The sequence below is a fragment of the Actinoplanes sp. CA-142083 genome (assembly GCF_050942195.1).
In the GTDB taxonomy this organism is placed as follows: domain Bacteria; phylum Actinomycetota; class Actinomycetes; order Mycobacteriales; family Micromonosporaceae; genus Actinoplanes.
Window position 1 is genome coordinate 8,166,840 of sequence record NZ_CP192076.1, and the last position, 16,565, is coordinate 8,183,404.

12 protein-coding genes are annotated in these 16,565 nt (G+C 72.7%); 5 read left to right on the plus strand and 7 right to left on the minus strand.

The window, feature by feature from the left end; genetic code table 11:
- The first annotated feature begins 64 nt into the window (after positions 1 to 64).
- Positions 65 to 1,327, plus strand: a complete 1,263-nt coding sequence (locus ACQPZX_RS37390; RefSeq protein ID WP_433385659.1) for a D-alanyl-D-alanine carboxypeptidase family protein — start codon at positions 65 to 67, stop codon at positions 1,325 to 1,327.
- Here the strand turns inward: ACQPZX_RS37390 and ACQPZX_RS37395 are convergent.
- Complete coding sequence (locus ACQPZX_RS37395; protein ID WP_433366260.1) at positions 1,320 to 1,820, minus strand: DUF456 domain-containing protein; 501 nt, start codon at positions 1,818 to 1,820, stop codon at positions 1,320 to 1,322. The two genes, ACQPZX_RS37390 and ACQPZX_RS37395, sit on opposite strands and share 8 nt — an antisense overlap.
- Before the next feature lie 128 nt (positions 1,821 to 1,948).
- Between ACQPZX_RS37395 and ACQPZX_RS37400 the strand changes: the two genes are divergently transcribed.
- Entirely contained in the window at positions 1,949 to 2,869 is a 921-nt protein-coding gene (locus tag ACQPZX_RS37400; protein ID WP_433366263.1) for a sigma-70 family RNA polymerase sigma factor, read from the plus strand.
- Positions 2,870 to 2,909: 40 nt separating this feature from the next.
- Here the strand turns inward: ACQPZX_RS37400 and ACQPZX_RS37405 are convergent, their stop codons facing one another.
- Positions 2,910 to 5,243 carry a HelD family protein gene (locus ACQPZX_RS37405; RefSeq protein ID WP_433366266.1) on the minus strand — a complete coding sequence of 778 codons (2,334 nt, stop codon included), beginning with the start codon at positions 5,241 to 5,243 and terminating at the stop codon, positions 2,910 to 2,912.
- Positions 5,244 to 5,403: 160 nt separating this feature from the next.
- Between ACQPZX_RS37405 and ACQPZX_RS37410 the strand changes: the two genes are divergently transcribed.
- Positions 5,404 to 5,919: a hypothetical protein gene (locus ACQPZX_RS37410; RefSeq protein WP_433366269.1), complete on the plus strand. Its 516-nt coding sequence runs from the start codon at positions 5,404 to 5,406 to the stop codon at positions 5,917 to 5,919.
- Positions 5,920 to 5,963: 44 nt separating this feature from the next.
- Here ACQPZX_RS37410 and ACQPZX_RS37415 read toward each other — a convergent pair whose 3' ends face one another.
- Complete coding sequence (locus ACQPZX_RS37415; protein ID WP_433366271.1) at positions 5,964 to 6,812, minus strand: sigma-70 family RNA polymerase sigma factor; 849 nt, start codon at positions 6,810 to 6,812, stop codon at positions 5,964 to 5,966.
- 152 nt (positions 6,813 to 6,964) lie between these two features.
- Between ACQPZX_RS37415 and ACQPZX_RS37420 the strand changes: the two genes are divergently transcribed.
- Positions 6,965 to 8,572 carry a DEAD/DEAH box helicase gene (locus ACQPZX_RS37420; protein ID WP_433366274.1) on the plus strand — a complete coding sequence of 536 codons (1,608 nt, stop codon included), beginning with the start codon at positions 6,965 to 6,967 and terminating at the stop codon, positions 8,570 to 8,572.
- A gap of 32 nt (positions 8,573 to 8,604) precedes the next feature.
- Here ACQPZX_RS37420 and ACQPZX_RS37425 read toward each other — a convergent pair whose 3' ends face one another.
- On the minus strand, positions 8,605 to 11,202 hold the full coding sequence (locus ACQPZX_RS37425) for a helix-turn-helix transcriptional regulator (RefSeq protein ID WP_433366277.1): 2,598 nt from the start codon (positions 11,200 to 11,202) through the stop codon (positions 8,605 to 8,607).
- Between the two features lie 73 nt (positions 11,203 to 11,275).
- Between ACQPZX_RS37425 and ACQPZX_RS37430 the strand changes: the two genes are divergently transcribed.
- Entirely contained in the window at positions 11,276 to 11,884 is a 609-nt protein-coding gene (locus tag ACQPZX_RS37430) for a dihydrofolate reductase family protein (protein ID WP_433366280.1), read from the plus strand.
- A gap of 13 nt (positions 11,885 to 11,897) precedes the next feature.
- Here ACQPZX_RS37430 and ACQPZX_RS37435 read toward each other — a convergent pair whose 3' ends face one another.
- From ACQPZX_RS37435 to ACQPZX_RS37445, 3 genes are all read right to left on the minus strand, one after another.
- Positions 11,898 to 12,413, minus strand: coding sequence for a YceI family protein (locus ACQPZX_RS37435; RefSeq protein ID WP_433366283.1), 516 nt, complete (start codon positions 12,411 to 12,413; stop codon positions 11,898 to 11,900).
- A 35-nt stretch (positions 12,414 to 12,448) separates the two neighbouring features.
- A complete protein-coding gene (locus ACQPZX_RS37440; protein WP_433366285.1) occupies positions 12,449 to 15,220 on the minus strand; it encodes an ATP-binding protein in 2,772 nt (923 codons plus the stop codon).
- 135 nt (positions 15,221 to 15,355) lie between these two features.
- Positions 15,356 to 16,426 (minus strand): IS110 family transposase, encoded by a 1,071-nt coding sequence (locus ACQPZX_RS37445; protein ID WP_433384968.1) that lies wholly within the window; start codon positions 16,424 to 16,426, stop codon positions 15,356 to 15,358.
- Positions 16,427 to 16,565 lie beyond the last annotated feature (139 nt).

The following is a 16,565-nucleotide window of genomic DNA, read 5'->3' on the forward strand; positions in this document are numbered from 1 at the left end:
ACCGTTGGCCGCAACAGTCGCGGTAGTAGCGGTGATCACCGCCCCCGCGATCGCCGCCGGTGAGATGGCATGTGGTTTTTCGCTCTCCGCGGGGTTTGCGGAGTGCGGAAAACCGCCTGCCATCTCACCGGTTACAAGGCGATCGCCGTGGAGCGAAGCGGAACCGGCCAGCGCAGCAGATGTTCCCTGTCCTAAGCCGAATGTGGCGAAACCGGCCGGCATACCGCCGCGACCGGTGCCGCCACCCGACGATCCGGTCAACAGCGCGGTCGGCGGCGACGCCCTCGCCACCCACGGCCTGATCATTCCGGCGGGCGCGAGACAGCCGCCCGCGGTCACCGCGACCACCTGGATGGTCGCCGACCTGGACACCGGCGAGGTGCTCGGCGGCTGCGGCCCGCACGTCTACCAGACGCCGGCGAGCGTGCAGAAGACGCTGCTGGCCGCCACGGTGATCGACAAGCTCGACCCGAAGCAGACCATGACCGTGGCGCGCAGCGACCTGGACATCGAGGTCAACAGCTCGGCCGTGGGCCTTCTCGTCGGCGGCAAGTACCCGATCTCCACGCTCTGGCTGGGCTTGATGCTCAACTCGGGCAACGACGCCGCCAATGCGCTGGCCCGGCTGGCCGGTGGCGGCGGCGCCAACGGCGTGGCCACGACGGTGGCCGCCATGAACGCGGAGGCCCAGCGGCTCGGCGCCTACCAGACGCACGCGGTCACGCCCAGCGGTCTCGACGGCAAGGGGCAATTCACCAGCGCGTACGACCTGGCGCTGATCGCCCGCAAGGATTTCGCGAACGCGGACTTCCGCAAGTACGTGCTCACCAAGTCCGCGCAGATGCCCGCTCAGCCGCAGCTGAAGAAGGGCGGCTTCCAGTTCCAGAACGAGAACAAGCTGATCTTCAACTACCCGGGGGCGATGGGCGGCAAGACCGGCTTCACCACGGTGGCGCGGCACAGCTACATGGGCGCGGCCCAGCGCAACGGCCGGCGGCTCGTGGTGACGCTGCTCGGCGCCGAGGCCCGGCCGCTGCGCGGCTGGCAGCAGGGCGCCGCGCTGCTGGACTGGGGTTTCTCGCTGCCCAAGGACGCCTCGGTCGGCAAGCTGGTCACCCCCGAGGAGGTCGCCGAGCAGAAGGCGGCCACCACCGACGCGAGAGCCGAGTCGACGACCGCGCCCAAGGCGGGCGCTCCCTCGATCCGCACGGCGTCGGGACGGGACCTGACCACCGTGATCGCGGCGGGCGGCATCGCGCTGGCGCTGGCCGGCACGCCACTGCTCCTGCTTCTCACGCAGCGCCGGCGAAAGAGAAGGTTCAGGTAGCCAGCAGCCCGAAAACCCAGACGACCGCGACGCCGAGCCCCGCGGTGAACTCGATCAGCATGGCCAGGCCGGCCGCGCCGAGCGCCTGCTTGGTCGACGGCCAGGCCTGACCGGGGCCGAGCCGGGCCCGCTCGACCAGCCACACGCCGAGCACGAAGCCGAGGATCAGCCCCACCACCGGCACCACGAAGAACCCGATCAGGCCGAGCACGCCGCCGGCCAGCAGCGCCGAGTTGGGCACGCCGGCGGCTTTCAACCGCTTCCCGGGTACGAGGTACTTGATCAGCGCCCCGATCACGGCAACAAGCGTCGCGAGTACGAGGACGAGCCACTTGAGCGCGCCCGAGGCGTCCCCGGCGAGCGCCCAGAAGAGCACGCCCGCCCAGGCCAGCAGCAGTCCGGGCAGGATCGGGATGACCACGCCGATCACGCCGAGCGCGATGGCGATCCCGGCGATGATATTGACCGTCGTCCCGCTGTCGGTCAGGTCCATGAACTCAGCCTGCCCAATCCCCGCAAATTCCTAAACTCCGCAACTTTGACGCACCTGAGCGTGACCTGAAGCTGTACCCGTCGCCACGGAAAGTCTTCCCCGTCAGCAACGACAACCGGGGGAATGACATGACCACCAACGTGACGAACGCCGTCGACACCGCGCCCGCCGCTACGGTGCTCTCTGCCACCGAGCAGGAGGAGCTGATCCGCACCCACATGCCGCTCGTCGGCCACCTGGTGCGCGACATGCTCACCCGCATCCCTAACCACATCCACCGCGACGACCTCACCAGCGCCGGCCTGCACGCGCTCGTGACCGCCGCCCGTGGCTGGGACCCCGACCGGGGCATCCCGTTCCACCGCTTTGCGAGCACCCGGATCCGGGGCGCCATCCTCGACGAGCTGCGCTCGCTGGACTGGGCGACCCGCTCGGTGCGGACCAAGGCGCGCGCCACCGACACCACCCGCCAGCAGCTCACCACCACGCTGGGCCGCACGCCCACCCCGGACGAGCTCGCCCAGGCGCTCGGCACCACCACCAACGACCTGCAGCAGACCGACACCGACGTGCAGCGCGCCACCGTGCTGTCGCTGCAGGGCTTCACCACCAGCAGCGCCGACGACCTGGTCACCGAGAAGACGCCGGGCCCGGAGGACATGCTGCTGCGCCGCGAGCAGATCGGCTACCTGCACCACGCGATCGGCTCGCTGCCGGAGCGGCTGCAGTACGTGATCACCGAGTACTTCCTCCTCGAGCGGCCGATGGCCGACATCGCGGACGACCTCGGCGTCACCGAGAGCCGGATCAGCCAGCTGCGCGCCGAGGCGCTGTCGCTGCTCAAGGACGGCCTCAACACGCACCTGAACCCCGACCTGGCGCCGGTGCCGGACAACCCGGAGAGCATCACCGCCCGCCGCCGGGCGACCTACTACGCCAGCATCGCGAGCAGCACCTCGCTGCACAGCCGTCTCGCGATGACCAACGCCCACGGGCACACGACCTTCGGTCGCAACCAGATCGACCGCACGCCCGCACCCGCGGCGTAACCAGGAACGAAGGGCCCGGCGATGTCGCCGGGCCCTTTTTTCATGACGCGAGAGCCGTCAGCACCTTGGGCAGGTCGGCGGTGTGCAGGACGCCGAGGCGCTGGGTGGCGCGGGTCACCGCCACGTAGAGATCCGACAAGCCGCGCGGGCTCTCGGCGATGATCTCGTCGGGCTCGACCACGATCACCGCGTCGAACTCGAGGCCCTTCGCCTGCCGGACGGTCATCAGCACGACCTGGTTGAGCAGGTCGGGCTGCTCGCCGACGGCCGCGCCGGGGACGGTCTCGACCAGGTGCCGGCCCAGCTCGGGCTCGAGCGCCTCGGGGACGAGAACCCCGACCCGCCCCTCACCGGCTTCGGCCGCCTCCAGGCGTACGGCAGCTGTGATCTCGGCGGGAAGCGCGGCTCGCGGCACCCGGAGCGACCACGGCGCCACGCCGGCGGACCGCACCGATCGCGGCGGCTGCAGCGCCGGGTCGACCGCCGCCAGAACGTCGGCCGCGACCGCCATCACCTCGGCCGGCGTGCGGTAGTTCACGGTCAGCTCGACCAGGTTCCAGCGCTGCGCCACGTATGGCTCGAAGACCTGCTCCCAGCCCGTCGTCCCGGCCAGTTCGGAGGTCTGCGCGACGTCGCCGACCACGGTCATCGAGCGGCTCGGGCAGCGGCGCATCAGCAGCCGCCAGGCCATCGGCGACAGCTCCTGCGCCTCGTCGACGATCACGTGGCCGAAGACCCAGGTACGGTCGGCGGCGGCGCGCTCGGCGGCCGTACGCGTGTCGAGGACCTCGTGCCGCTCGACGAACGCACTGGCGTCCACCACGTCGGACGCGGAGAGCACTTCGTCCTTTTCGAAGTCTTGCTCATCCTCGAAGTCCAGCGATCGGGAGCCCTCGACGATCTCCAGCACGCCCTCGGCGTACTCGATCGCCTCTCGCCTTTCCACCGCCGCCTGCCGCTTGCGCAGCGTGTCGTCGACGCCCAGCAGCTCGGCCAACTCGTCGAGCAGCGGCACGTCGGCCGGGGTGAACCGGGCGTCATGGCCGCGCAGCAGCAGCGACCGCTCGTTCTCCGCAAGATCCTCGGCGGCCGACGAAAGCCGCGCCGGGTCGGAAAGCAACTCGCGCAGCACCCGGCGCGGGGTCAGCACCGGCCAGAAGTCGAACAGCGCCTGCTGGACGTCGATGTCCTCGCGCAGCTCGCGGCGGGTCTCGGCGAGATCGGCCTCGGAGAGCAGGTTCTCGCCGCCCAGCGGGTCGGCGCCGATCCGCTCGGCGATCTGCAGCGACAGCGCGTGGATCGCCTCGGTCACGAAGATCTGCCGGGCCACGTTGTGCGGGCGATCGGACCTGCGGGCCGCGGCCCGGGCGTCCTCGAGCACGGACCGCTCGATGCGCAGCGGATAGCCGTCGTGGTCGACCTCGATGTAGTCGTCCGGCACGGTCTGCCAGTCGGCGACCGCCCTCTGCAGCACCTCGAGCATGCCGAGGCGGCCCTTGACCGCGGCCGCCGCCGGCGACTCGGCCGCCCGGGCGCGGACGCCGGGGAACATGTCGCCGAGCGTGGCCAGCAGCACGCCGGTCTCGGCCAGCGACGGCAGCACCTGCGAAATGTAGCGCAGGAACGTCGTGTTGGGCCCGAGGATCAGCACGCCCTGCTTGGTGAGCTGCGCCCGGTACGTGTACAGCAGGTACGCCGCCCGGTGCAGCGCCACCGCCGTCTTGCCGGTGCCCGGCCCGCCCTGCACGACCATGATCCCGTTGAGCCCGGCCCGGATCACCTCGTCCTGCTCGGCCTGGATGGTCTCGACGATGTCGCGCATCCGGCCGGTGCGGCTCGCGGTGAGCGCCGACAGCAGCGCCGCCTCGCCGGTCACGTCCTCGCGGCCGCCCGGCGCGGCGTGCTCGATGTCGAGCACCTCGTCGTCGATGCCGGTGAGCACGCGCCCCTTGGTGCGCAGGTGGCGCCGGCGGGTCACCCCATCGGGCGAGACGGCGGTCGCGAGATAGAACGCCCGGGCCGCCGGGGCGCGCCAGTCGACCAGCAGCGGGTCTCGGTCGTGCTCCTCGGCCGAGAGACCGAGCCGGCCGATGTAACGCGGCTCACTCGCGGTGAAATCTAGACGGCCGAAGCACAGGCCGTTCTCGACCGCATTCATCTGCGCGAGCTGCTCGGCATAGTGGGCCCGGGTGGCCTCGCGCTGGGTACGGCCCTGCGGGGTGCCGCCGGCCTCCAGCAGAATGGTCTTGAGGCGCCGATCGGCCTGCTCACGCAGGCTGTCCAGGCGGCCGTAGAGGGTGGTGAGGTACGCCTGCTCGGAACGGAGGTCGTCCCCGGCGGAGCTTGACAAATCCACTCCCCTTTGTGGTAACATTCGGCTCCAGCAACCATTCTTGGTTGCTTTTTTATTGCTCGACAATCGGCCAGATTAGCCCATCGACGGCCGTTCCCCAACCGGTCACGGTGCTGTCCGCAATCTGTCAATTTTCCCGGCGAGCCGTTACGCGCGACCGTCGATCGGACTTAACCCGGGCATGAACCACAACCACCCGATCCGACGTCTCGGCGCGCTCGCCCTCACCGGGGTCGCCGCCCTCACCCTCGTCACGGCGTGTTCCGGCGGCGACGACGAGCCCGCCGGCAACGCCGCGCAGGCCGCCGCCGGCGGACCCGAGCCCAAGACTGTCGAGGGCGCCAAGGCCGCCGCGCAGACCGTTTTCGACCGTTTCGCGGGCGGCGACTTCGCCGGCGCCTGGGACATGTACACCACGGCCGGCAAGCAGGCGATCAGCAAGGACGACTACGTCAAGCTCAACCAGGCCTGCTCCCGCAAGGGCCTGGCGATCCAGTTGACCAGCGCCCGCATGGAGGGCACGGACAAGGCGATCGTCATCGCGAAGCAGCTGGTGGCGGCGCAGTCGTACACGATGGTCTACGAGAGCAACGCCTGGAAGCTGGAGCCGGCCAAGGAGGGCCTCGCGCTCTACAAGCTCGGCGCGGCCAAGGCGATCGCCGCGCAGAAGAAGGCCGGCACCTGCGCCGGTCAGTGACCCTTCCGATGCCCGCCGCTTCGTCGAAGCGGCGGGCATCGCTGTCAGGCCGCGCGCGGCAGGCCGTCCGGGCCGGTCATGGCCAGACGCGTACGGAGATCGCCGCGCGCGCTGATCTGGTCGTAGTACGCGGCCCGGCGGCGGGCCACGCAGCCCTCCTTCGGCGGGGCCTGTGCCGCCATCGACGGATCCAGGTGCGTGTTCAGCCCGTCGCGCAGCAGGCCCAGCGCCTCGGCGCGCAGCTGCGACACCCGCGACTCGGTGACACCCAGGTCGTCGGCGATCCGGGCCATCGGCCGCTCGTCGAAGAAGTAGCCCTGCACCACCGCGCGCAGCCGGTCGGGCAGCGCGTCCACGGCGTGCCGCAGGTAGCCCAGCTTCTCCCGGCGGATCAGCATCTCCTCCGGCCCGGCGCTGGGCTCGGTGACCATGTCGTCGGCCGCGGCCGTCGCGAAACCCTGGAGGCTGAACACCACGGCGCGGTGCACGTCGTCGTCGGCGTGCTCGATGTCCTCCACCGAGCAGCCCAGCCGGTCCGCCACCTCCTGCACTGTCGGCGTGCGGCCCAGCTCGGCTGTGAGCTCCTGGCGGGCCGTGTCGGTGCGCCGGGCCCGCTGCCGTACCGAGCGGCTCGCCCAGTCCAGGCCGCGCAGCTCGTCCAGCAGGGCGCCGCGCACCCGGGCGGCCGCGAACCGGGCGAACGGGACACCGCGGTCGGTGTCGAAGCCGCGGGCCGCGTGCACCAGGGCGGCGTAACCGGCGGACATCAGGTCGTCGCGGTTGACGTGCTGCGGCACCCGGGCCAGCATCTCGCGGACCAGATGACCGACCAGCGGCATGTGCTCCTGGACGATGTCCTCGCGGCGGCGGTCGACGGGTGTGACACCGCTCATGGTGGGGGATCTCCTCGCGGTAACGCCCGGGTGGGGGAAGTCCGGGCACTGAGGAGAACGGTGATCTGCGTTAAGTGCGAATCAGGTCCCGTACGGGTGCGGGACGGTTGCTTATATGCTTGATCGCTGTTGACATTGGGAGTTCTCGCTACATGATCACATTCACCGAGCTCGGCGTGCCTCGCGAACTGACCGGGGCGCTCGCGACGCTCGGCATCACCACCCCGTTCCCGATCCAGGCCGCGACGCTGCCCGACTCGCTCGCCGGCAAGGACGTGCTGGGCCGGGGACGCACCGGCTCCGGCAAGACGTACGCGTTCGCGCTGCCCGTGCTGGCCCGGCTGGCCGCTTCGCGCAAACCGCGCAAACCCGGCAAGCCACGGGCGCTGATCCTGGCGCCGACCCGTGAGCTGGCCACCCAGATCGACGCCGCGCTGGCCCCGCTGGCGGCCGCGATCGGCCTGCGCACGCAGGTCGTCTTCGGCGGCGTCGGCGCCACCCCGCAGATCAAGGGCCTCGCGGCCGGCGTCGACGTGCTGGTGGCCTGCCCCGGCCGGCTCGACGACCACCTGCGCAACGGGCACGCGTCGCTGGACGCCGTCGAGATCACCGTGCTCGACGAGGCCGACCACATGGCCGACCTCGGCTTCCTGCCGGTGGTGCGCCGGCTCATGGAGCAGACGCCGCGCGACGGGCAGCGGATGCTGTTCTCGGCGACCCTCGACAACGGGGTCGACGTGCTGGTCAAGCGCTTCATGCGCAAGCCGGTGACGCACGCCGTGGACGCGGCCGCCGAGGCGCCGGTCGAGATGCAGCACCACGTGCTGCACGTGCGCGGCGACGACCGCTTCGGCGTGCTGGTCGACCTGCTGTCGGCGCCGGGCCGCACGGTGGTCTTCACCCGCACCAAGCGGCGGGCCAAGGTGCTGACCCGGCAGCTGGTCGCGGCCGGGGTGCCGGCGGTCGAGCTGCACGGCAACCTGGCGCAGAACGCGCGCAACCGCAACCTCGCGGCCTTCTCGGAGGGCAGCGCCGAGACGCTGGTGGCGACCGACATCGCGGCGCGGGGCATCCACGTCGACGACGTGGCGCTGGTCATCCACGCCGACCCGCCGGTCGAGCACAAGGCATATCTGCACCGGTCGGGCCGGACGGCCCGAGCGGGTGCGCAGGGCACGGTGGTCACCCTGATGACGGACGATCAGCAGGCCGAGGTCCGCGATCTGACACGCAAGGCCGGCGTACGGCCGACGACGAGCCGGATCCGGCCGGGTGACCCGCTGCTGGCTCAGCTGGCGCCCGGGGAGCGCAAGTTCGTGGCGCCGCCCTCGGTGCCCGCCCAGCCGGCGCCGTCAGGCCGTCCTGGGGGCCGTTCCCGCAGCCGGGGCGCCGGGCGGAACGCCGCCGCCGCATCGTCGGGCGCGTCGTCACGGGGCGCCTCATCGTCGCGGACCGCTTCATCGTCGGCCGGATCGTCGCGCGCCGCCGCCTCGGCGGCTGACGCGTCGCGGGCCTCGTCGTCGGGCGGCTCGTCGCGGGCCTCGTCGTCGGGCAAGGCCGGCGGGCAGGGTGAGGCCGGGCGGTCGGGGCGGTCTCGCGGGCGTGGCCGGGGCTCGGGCAACGGCGGCGAGACCACCGCGGTGACCACGGCCAGGCCGGCCGCCGGCGCGGGCCGCGGCCGGCGTGGCTCGGGCTCGTCGTCCTCGGGCGGCGGCGCGGCCGCGTTCTCCTCCTCCAGCCGGGTGGGCGGCCGCCGCTGAGCCGGTCCCGGCCGGGTTGCCCGGACCGATGATCAGCCGGGTCCCCGGCGCTCGGTGGCCAGGCGCGCCAGATCGGTGCGGTTGGCCACCTGGAGCTTGGCGTAGACGTGCGCCAAGTGCGTCTTCACCGTGCCGCGGCCGACGAACAGGCGGGCGGCGATCTCCACGTTGTTGAGGCCTTGCACGGCCAGCTCCACCACCGACAGCTCGGCGGGAGTCAGGCTCTCCCAGCCGGCGTCCGGGCGGCGGCGGGGGCCGCGGGCCTTGGCGGCGTAGGCGACTGCCGTCCGCACATCCATCGCTTCTCGGAGATCGGCGCCGCTCGGGCGGGGCGCGGCCCCGAAGTCGACGCGGGCGCGCTCGGCGGCGGCCGCCAGGAGCCCGGCGGCCTCGTGGGCGCCGCGCAGCCGGCTCAGCTCGGCCAGCGACTCCAGGCTGGCGAGGAAGCCGAGCACCAGGCCGTGGTCGATCCGGATCCGCAGGGCCTCGTGGTGCAGCCGCAGCGCGCGTTCGGTGTCGTCGTCGCGGGCCAGCAGCGCCTGCTCGTCCAGCACGCCGGCGCGGATGCGCGGCATCGACGGGGTCAGCGGCGCCTCCCCCAGGGCCTGCAGCGTTTGCGCCGCCGCCTCGCGGTCGCCGGCCCGCCGCAGCGCGGTGGCCAGCACCAGCCTGGTCTCGGGCGCCAGCCCCTCGTCGCTGGGCACGGGCTGCCAGCGACCCTCGCGGCGGCACCACTCGACCGCCTCGGCGGGGTGGCCGTCCTCGAGCGCCAGCATGGCCTTGGTGCGCTCCCAGCCGGTGATGAACGGCAGGTCGCCGGAGAGCAGGCGGTCGATGGGCTCGAGCGCGGCGACCGCGTCGGCCGGGCGGCCCTGCAGGACCCGGATCTCGGCGAGGACGCAGCGGGTCGAGCCGGTCCAGTGGAAGTCCCGCAGCGGCGCCGCGGTGTCGACGGCCTGCTCGGCGAGCTCGCCGGCCCGCCGCAGGTCGCCGGTGCGGGCGGAGGCCAGCGCCAGCCAGCCGAGGGCCAGTGCCGCCACCCCTCGGTCGCCGCGGGCCAGCGGGCCCGCCACCGCCGCTTCGAGACGGGCGATCGCCTCGGGATAGTCGTCGGCGAGCACGTGGACGAGGCCGATGAACACCTCGGCCGAGTCGGCCACGAACGCGTCGCCCGCCCGCAGGGCCTCGTCGCGAGCCGCCTCGGCCTCCGCGATCGCGGCGTCCAGCCCGACCATGAGCTGCCCGACCGCGGTCAGGGCGCGGCTGATCCGGCCGGCCCCGGACGCGCCCACCTCGACCGCGAGCTCGCGGGCCGCGTGCGCCACCTGGTAGGCCTCGATGCCGGGCAGCCCGGTGTCGCCGACCAGCGCCAGCGCCGCCAGCACGTCGGCCTGGAGAATCGTTCGCTCGTCCGCGCCGCGCCCGGCCGCCCGCCGTAGCAGCTCGATGCCTTCGCCGCCGCGGCCCTCCAGGTGCCACAGCCAGGAACAGGCCGCCGCGAGCCGGCGCCCCCGCGAAGCGTCCTCATGGGACAGTCCCCACTCGATGGCGGCGCGGATGTCCGGGTAGGCCGCGCCGACCCGCGCTCGCCAGGTGTCCTTGTCGGACTCCAGCAGCGGGGTCAGCCGCTCCAGCAGGGCCAGTTGCAGGTCGAGATGCCGGTCGCGGAACTCCGCCGTCTCCTCCGCCTCGTCGAGCCGGTCGAGGGCGTACGCCCGGACGACGCCGAGCATCCGGTAGCTCGCCGCCGCGCCGGTCGTGTCGGCCACCACCAGCGACTTGTCGATCAGCCCGCGCAGCGCTTTCAGGGTCGCCGCGCCGGAGAGCGCGACCACGTCGTCCGCGCTGAAGCCGGGCTCGAACACCGCCAGCCGGCGGAACAGCACCCGCTCGTCCTCGTCGAGCAGGTCGTGGCTCCACCGCATCGAGCCATCGAGAGTCTGCTGCCGGAACGGCGCCGTCCGCGCGCCGCCGTCGAGCATCGCGAGGGGGCTGCCGAGGGAGTCCGCGATCTGGGCCATCGACAGCGTGCCGGTCCAGCCGGCCGCCAGCTCCAGCGCCAGCGGCAGCCGGTCGAGCCGGTCGCAGACCCGCCGGGCCGCGGCCCGCGCTTCCGGGCCCTCGGCGCCGGATCGTTCCAGCAGCAACTCAAGCGCGTCGGCGAGCTCCAGCGGCGGCACCCGCCACACCCGCTCGCCCGTGATGCCGAGCGTGGCCCGGCTGGTGGCCAGCACCGCGATGCCGGGACAGCCCGCCAGCAACGCCGCGATGACCTCGGCGGCGCCCGCCAGCACGTGCTCACAGTTGTCGATCACGACGAGCAACTCGCGATCGCGCAGGGCGGCGACCAGCGCGCGCAGCGGGTCGAGGCCGGACGGCAACAGCACGTCCAGGGCGTCGGCCACGCGATGCGCGACGCGGTCGGCATCGGACTCGCTCTCCAGCCCGACCCAGAAGACTTCGGGCCACTCCCGGCCGGCGCGGATCGCCAGCCGGGTCTTGCCGCAGCCGCCCGGCCCGACCAGCGTCAGCACCCGTCCGGCCGCCACCGCCGCGCCGATCGCCTTGACGTCGCCGGCCCGGCCGACGAACGAGGAGAGCTCGGGCGGCAGGTGGTGGAGATCCGGCATGCCCGAAGTCTGCCAGCACATCTCTGCCAGGTGGCAGATGTTCCCCGGTCGCCGGCCCGACAGGATTCAGGGCATGACAAACGAGAACGGAAACACCGCCCGCCGCGTCGTCGCCAACATCACCCTCTCGCTCGACGGCCGGGTCAGCGGCCTCGGCGGCGAGTACGACATGGGATGGATCGTCCCGCACGCGATCACCGAGGCCGCCCGCAACCACATGGTGCGCGTGACCAGCCCGGCCACGACCGCGCTGCTGGGCCGGAAGAACTACGAGGGCTTCGGCGGCTTCTGGCCGGCGGTGGCCGAGGACGAGAACGCCGCGCCGCAGGATCGTGCCTTTTCGAAGTGGCTCAACGAGGTCGAGAAGGTGGTCTTCTCGACGACGCTGACCGAAGCGTCCTGGCAGAACTCCCGGATCGCGGACACGGACCCGGCCGATGAGGTGCGGAAACTGCGCGAGCAGCCGGGCGGCGACATCATCGTGCTGGCCAGCGTCAGCGTCCTCCTGGCGCTGCTCGAGGCGGACGAGCTCGACCGGTTGAGCATCACGCTCGCCCCCGAGATCGTCGGCGGCGGCCGTCGCCTGCTCGACGACGGCCTGCCGGCCGGGTCCTGGTCGCTCACCGACCTGTCGACGACCGAATCGGGCGCGATCTGCCTGCTCTACGACCGGGCGCGGTGACTCACCCGACGGCTCATCCGACTGCGCGGATGTCGAGCTCGAGATGGACGGGCCGGGCGATGATGCCCCGGCCCGCCTTCACGCCGGCCGTCACCCGATCGAGGGTGCACCGGGCGACGCAGCGGTAGCCCTCGGCCGTCGGCTCGACGGTGTCGATGGTCAGGACGACCTCGCTGTCGGTGCCGCGCACCGAGAGGACCCCGGTCAGCTGCCAGCCGCCGCCGGACCGCGCGCACGCCGTGCTGCGGAAGGCGATCACCGGGTGGTCGGTCACGGAGAGGAACCGCTTGCCGCGGATGTCACGGTCGCGCTTGGGGTCGTCGCTACGGAACGAGGCCGCGTCGATCTGCGCCGAAGCGCTGGAGCGGAACGGGTCGGCGCCGATGGTGACGGTGCCGCCGCGGATGGCCATGGTCGCGGTGACCGGCTTGAGGCCGAACGCGTGCGCGGCGGTCAGCGTGCAGGTGGAATGGGCCAGGTCGATGGTGTAGGTGCCGGGCCTCAGGTCGGTGCTCAGGTTCGTCGTCATGCCACCGAGCCTCGGGCTTGGCGGGGACGGAAACCTCAGTGCTGGTACTGAGAAGACCCCCGCAAGTCGGCCCGGCTGGTCAGCGACAGCTTTCCGAGGACATTCCGTACGTGGGACTCGACGGTTCGCTCCGAGAGGACCAACTGCTCGGCGATCCCCCGGTTGGAGAGGCCGGCCGCGACCAGGCCGGCGATCTGCCGTTCCCGGGCCGTGAGCAGGTCGTCGCCGGCCAGCTCCGCGGCCTCTTCGGCGATCTTGCGCATGCCGAGGCGGCGGGCGGTGGCAAGAGCAGAGCCGGCGAGCGTACGGGCCTGCCGGTGATCCGTCGAGCGCAGCGCCCGGGCGTACGTGAGCTGGGAAAGAGCCACGAACGGCGCGGAACCGAACCTCTCCTCCATCTCGACGGCGTCGGCCAGATGCCGCAAGGCATCGGGCGCGCCGACGGCCGCCGCTATCACCCCGAGCGACCGGTCGGTCGCGCCGTAGCAGGCCGTCGTCGTGTTGAGGTAACGCCCCGCATACGGCAGCCCGAGCCGGTAACACTCCGCGGTCAGATCGAGATCACCCACCCAGGCCGCCACCTCCCCCGCCGTGATCACGATGAACGGGCGCCGCCCGTCCACCGGAAGTCGCGGCAGGAGCCCGCGCAGCTCGGTGACCTTCTCGGCCGCGAGCTCGCGCTCACCCATCTCCATGGCGATGCGCGCCAGCTGGGCGACGCCGATCGGCACGCCCGGGTAGCGCAGGCTCAGGGCGGCCAGGTCCTCGGGCCAGTGCCGGTTCTCGCCGGTGTGCAACGCCAGGCCGCCCTGGAACGCGGTCAGCAGCAGCTCCGCCGACATGTCCTGGGCGCGCAAGGCCAGGTCGCGGGCCGCCACGGCGGTCGCGGCGGCCTCGGCGAACCGGCCGGCCAGCAGCTGCCGGGTGGCCTGGGCCCGCAGCAGATGCCACTGGGCGACCGGCCAGCCGAGCCGGTCGACGAGCTCGGTCAGCCGGGCGCATTCCGCGTCGTAGCCGGCCAGGTCGCCGAGGCACAGCCACGCGTCGAGCCGCCAGGTGCGGCTCCACAGCTCGGCGTCCGGCCGCCCGCCCGGGACCGCCAGCTCGACGCCGCGCCGGGCCAGCTCGAGCACTTCGTCGACGTCCTGGATCGGGTCGATCACCTCGTGCCGGGCGTGGATCGCGGCGACCAGGGCGCCCGGGTGGCCGGAGCGCTCGGCCAGCGCCATCGCCTCCCGGCTGATCGGCTCGGCACGCGGGCCGTCGTGCATCTCGGCGATCAGGAAGGCGTATTGGGCGAGGACCTGCGCGCGGCCGGCCTCGTCGAGGTCGGCCTGACTCTCGCGCTGGCTTTCGCGCTCCAGCGCCCGCTCGCAGAGACGCAGCAGGCGCGGGGCGAGTGGGCTGCCCAGGCCGCCGACGCCGCGGACCACCAGGGCGGCCGGCGCGCCTATCTCGTCGACGACGGCCTCGCAATCGGTCACCGCGAGGTCGAGTTGCCCGTCCCGGTAGGCCGCGCCGGCGCGCTCGATCCGCAGGGCGGCCGACGGGTCGTTCTCGAGGGCGCGGGTCAGCCAGCGCACGGCCTCGCCGTGGTCGAGGGCCGCGGTCGCGTGGCGGGCCGCGGCGGCACACGCGGCGGCGGCTGACCGGCGGGAGTCCGGGTCGGCGGCCGCCCGTACGCGATGACGGGCTATCTCGAACGGCCCGGCGCCGGATTCCGTGAGGGCGTCCGCGAGGCGCGCGTGAATGGCGATGCGGGCGTCGCGGCTCAGACCGGCGTAGCAGGCCTGGCGGACGAGCTCGTGGGCGAACCGCAGCCGGGTCGGCGCCCACGGGTCGTCGACAAGCACGCCCGCCTCGACGGCCTCCGCAACCGCCTTCTCGTGCGCTTCCACGACCGCCTTCGCGTGCGCGCCTGCGACAGCGCGCGCGCCTGCGACACCGTGCGCGCCTGCGACACCGTGCGCGCCTGCGACCGCGTGCGCGCCTGCGATCACCGTCGTGTCGATCTCGGCGCCGAAGGCGGACGCCACGCCCAGGAGCTCCTGGCAGGCCGGGCTCAAGTGGGCGGTGCGGCGGGCCACCAGCAGGCGCAGCCCGTCGGGCAGGTCGATGTCGCCAGCCGGGTGTCTCAGGCGATCCTCGCGGAGGAGCAACCGGCCCAATTCCCTTGTGTAGAGCGGATTTCCGCCGCCCAGCTCGTGCACGACCGGCGCCCAGGTGCCGTGCGCCGGGGTCGTGGCGAGGCCGTCCAGGTAGGTCGCTACGGCCGCCGCATCCCACGGGCCGAGCGGCAGCACGGTCGCGTCGGGGAGATCGATGTCGGTGCGGGAGGTGCCGAGCACCAGGATCCGGGTGCCGGAGAGCTCGCGGGACAGCGCCGACAGCAACGCCAGCGAGGCCGGGTCGGCCCAGTGCAGGTCTTCGAGGACCAGCATCAACGGCACATGGGCGGCGGCGGACCGCAAGGCCTGCACCACGTCGCCGATCGCGCGGAACCGGGCCTTCGCGGCCGACTCCCCCTCGTCGGCGAGCACGAGCAGGGACGGCGACAGTCCGTCCACACCGGATTCCAGGAGTCGCAGCCACGGCCAGAACGCGGGCGCGCCCTCGTCGGGCGAGGCGCGCCCGGTCAGCACGGCCATGCCGGTGGCGCGCGCGACCGCCTCCTCGACCACGGCCGTCTTGCCGACGCCGGCCTCGCCGGTCAGCAGCGCCACCACGCCCTCACCACGCGCCGCTCCGGCACGCAGCTCGTCGAGCGCCGCCACCTCGGCGACCCGGCCCACCAAGCCCCCACCCATGGAGACCACGCTGGTCCGGCGCGGCCGGAATGTCCATACACGGGCCGGGCGACACGCCGGACAGCACGGCGCGCGAGCGACCCCAGCTCTGATGACCTGCGGTTCGCTCCGGACGGCAAGACGCTCCTATAGATGTCAAGCGGCGGGTTCGTGGGTGTTGGTGGTGATGAGTTGGTAGAGCTCGCGGGCTATGTAGCGTTTGAGGCAGCGGATGATTTCTTTTTTGGACAGGCCGTCTTTGGTGCGGCGTTGCGCGTAGGCGCGGGTGTTGGGGTCGCTGCGGAGCCGGACGATGGCGACGCGGTGGAGGGCGGCGTTGGCTTGGCGGTCGCCGCCGCGGTTGAGCCGGTGCCGGCGGGTTTTGCCGGACGAGGCGGGGATCGGCGCGACGCCGCAGAGCATGGCGAACGCGGCTTCGCTGGTGAGTCGCTGGTGGTTCTGGCCGACGGTGACCAGTAGTTGACCGGCGATGTCGGTGCCGACGCCGTGGGCGGCGGTCAGGGCCGGGTTGATCGCGGCCACCAGGGGTTTGAGCAGGCTGTCCAGGTCGGTGATCTCGGCCGTCAGGTGCTGGTGGCGGCGGGCCAGCGAGCGCAGGGCGATTTTGGTGGCGGTGGCCGGGCTGGCGGCGTCGGCTCGGTCCGGCCGCAGGTTCGCGCAGGTGCCGATCAGTTCTTTGACGCTCAGCTCGCGGAGCCGGGCGCGCAGCTGGTCGTCGGCGGTGACGATCAGGGCTTTGATCTGGCGTTGGGTGTCGGCGCGCTGGTCGATGGCGCTGCGCCGGGCCAGCCGCAGGTGGCGCAGGGCCTCGACCTGGCCGTCGCGTTGTTTCGGCAGGCCGGTGCGTTCGCCGGCCAGGGCGGTCTTGGCCGCGGCGATGGCGTCGATCGGGTCGGACTTGCCCTGTGACCGGCGGGTCTTGCGGTCCGGGCGGTCGACCTCGATCACCTCAACGGCCGCGGCGCGCAGCCGGCGGGCCAGCCCGGCACCGTAGACGCCGGTGCCCTCGACGCCGACCCGCCACAGCCGGCCGTGCCCGCGCATCCAGGCCAGCAACGCCTGATAGCCGGCCGCCGTGGCCGGGAACTGCTCGGTGCCCAGGACCCGCCCGACCAGGTCGATGACCGCCGCGGTGTGAGTGTCCAGGTGGGTGTCGACGCCGCCGACGACATCGAAAAGGGCCGGGTCAGGTGTAATGGAGGGCATCGTCGTCCTGTCGTTCGTGACTGTGGGCAGGGCGGCACGCACCGGCCGGGCAACGATGGACAAGACAGAGATGGGGCCTCTGGCCAGGCTCCTATGAAGTCACAACGCCACGACCCGGCACGTGCACGAGCACCTCCCG

Excerpts from the sequence above, each read along its gene's own strand:
- ACQPZX_RS37420 (WP_433366274.1), top strand. The coding sequence starts at position 6,965 with ATGATCACATTCACCGAGCTCGGCGTGCCTCGCGAACTGACCGGGGCG.
- ACQPZX_RS37415 (WP_433366271.1), bottom strand. The coding sequence starts at position 6,812 with ATGAGCGGTGTCACACCCGTCGACCGCCGCCGCGAGGACATCGTCCAG.
- ACQPZX_RS37400 (WP_433366263.1), top strand. The coding sequence starts at position 1,949 with ATGACCACCAACGTGACGAACGCCGTCGACACCGCGCCCGCCGCTACG.
- ACQPZX_RS37440 (WP_433366285.1), bottom strand. The coding sequence starts at position 15,220 with ATGGGTGGGGGCTTGGTGGGCCGGGTCGCCGAGGTGGCGGCGCTCGAC.
- ACQPZX_RS37435 (WP_433366283.1), bottom strand. The coding sequence starts at position 12,413 with ATGACGACGAACCTGAGCACCGACCTGAGGCCCGGCACCTACACCATC.
- ACQPZX_RS37405 (WP_433366266.1), bottom strand. The coding sequence starts at position 5,243 with ATGTTACCACAAAGGGGAGTGGATTTGTCAAGCTCCGCCGGGGACGAC.
- ACQPZX_RS37445 (WP_433384968.1), bottom strand. The coding sequence starts at position 16,426 with ATGCCCTCCATTACACCTGACCCGGCCCTTTTCGATGTCGTCGGCGGC.
- ACQPZX_RS37410 (WP_433366269.1), top strand. The coding sequence starts at position 5,404 with ATGAACCACAACCACCCGATCCGACGTCTCGGCGCGCTCGCCCTCACC.
- ACQPZX_RS37430 (WP_433366280.1), top strand. The coding sequence starts at position 11,276 with ATGACAAACGAGAACGGAAACACCGCCCGCCGCGTCGTCGCCAACATC.
- ACQPZX_RS37390 (WP_433385659.1), top strand. The coding sequence starts at position 65 with ATGGCATGTGGTTTTTCGCTCTCCGCGGGGTTTGCGGAGTGCGGAAAA.
- ACQPZX_RS37395 (WP_433366260.1), bottom strand. The coding sequence starts at position 1,820 with ATGGACCTGACCGACAGCGGGACGACGGTCAATATCATCGCCGGGATC.
- ACQPZX_RS37425 (WP_433366277.1), bottom strand. The coding sequence starts at position 11,202 with ATGCCGGATCTCCACCACCTGCCGCCCGAGCTCTCCTCGTTCGTCGGC.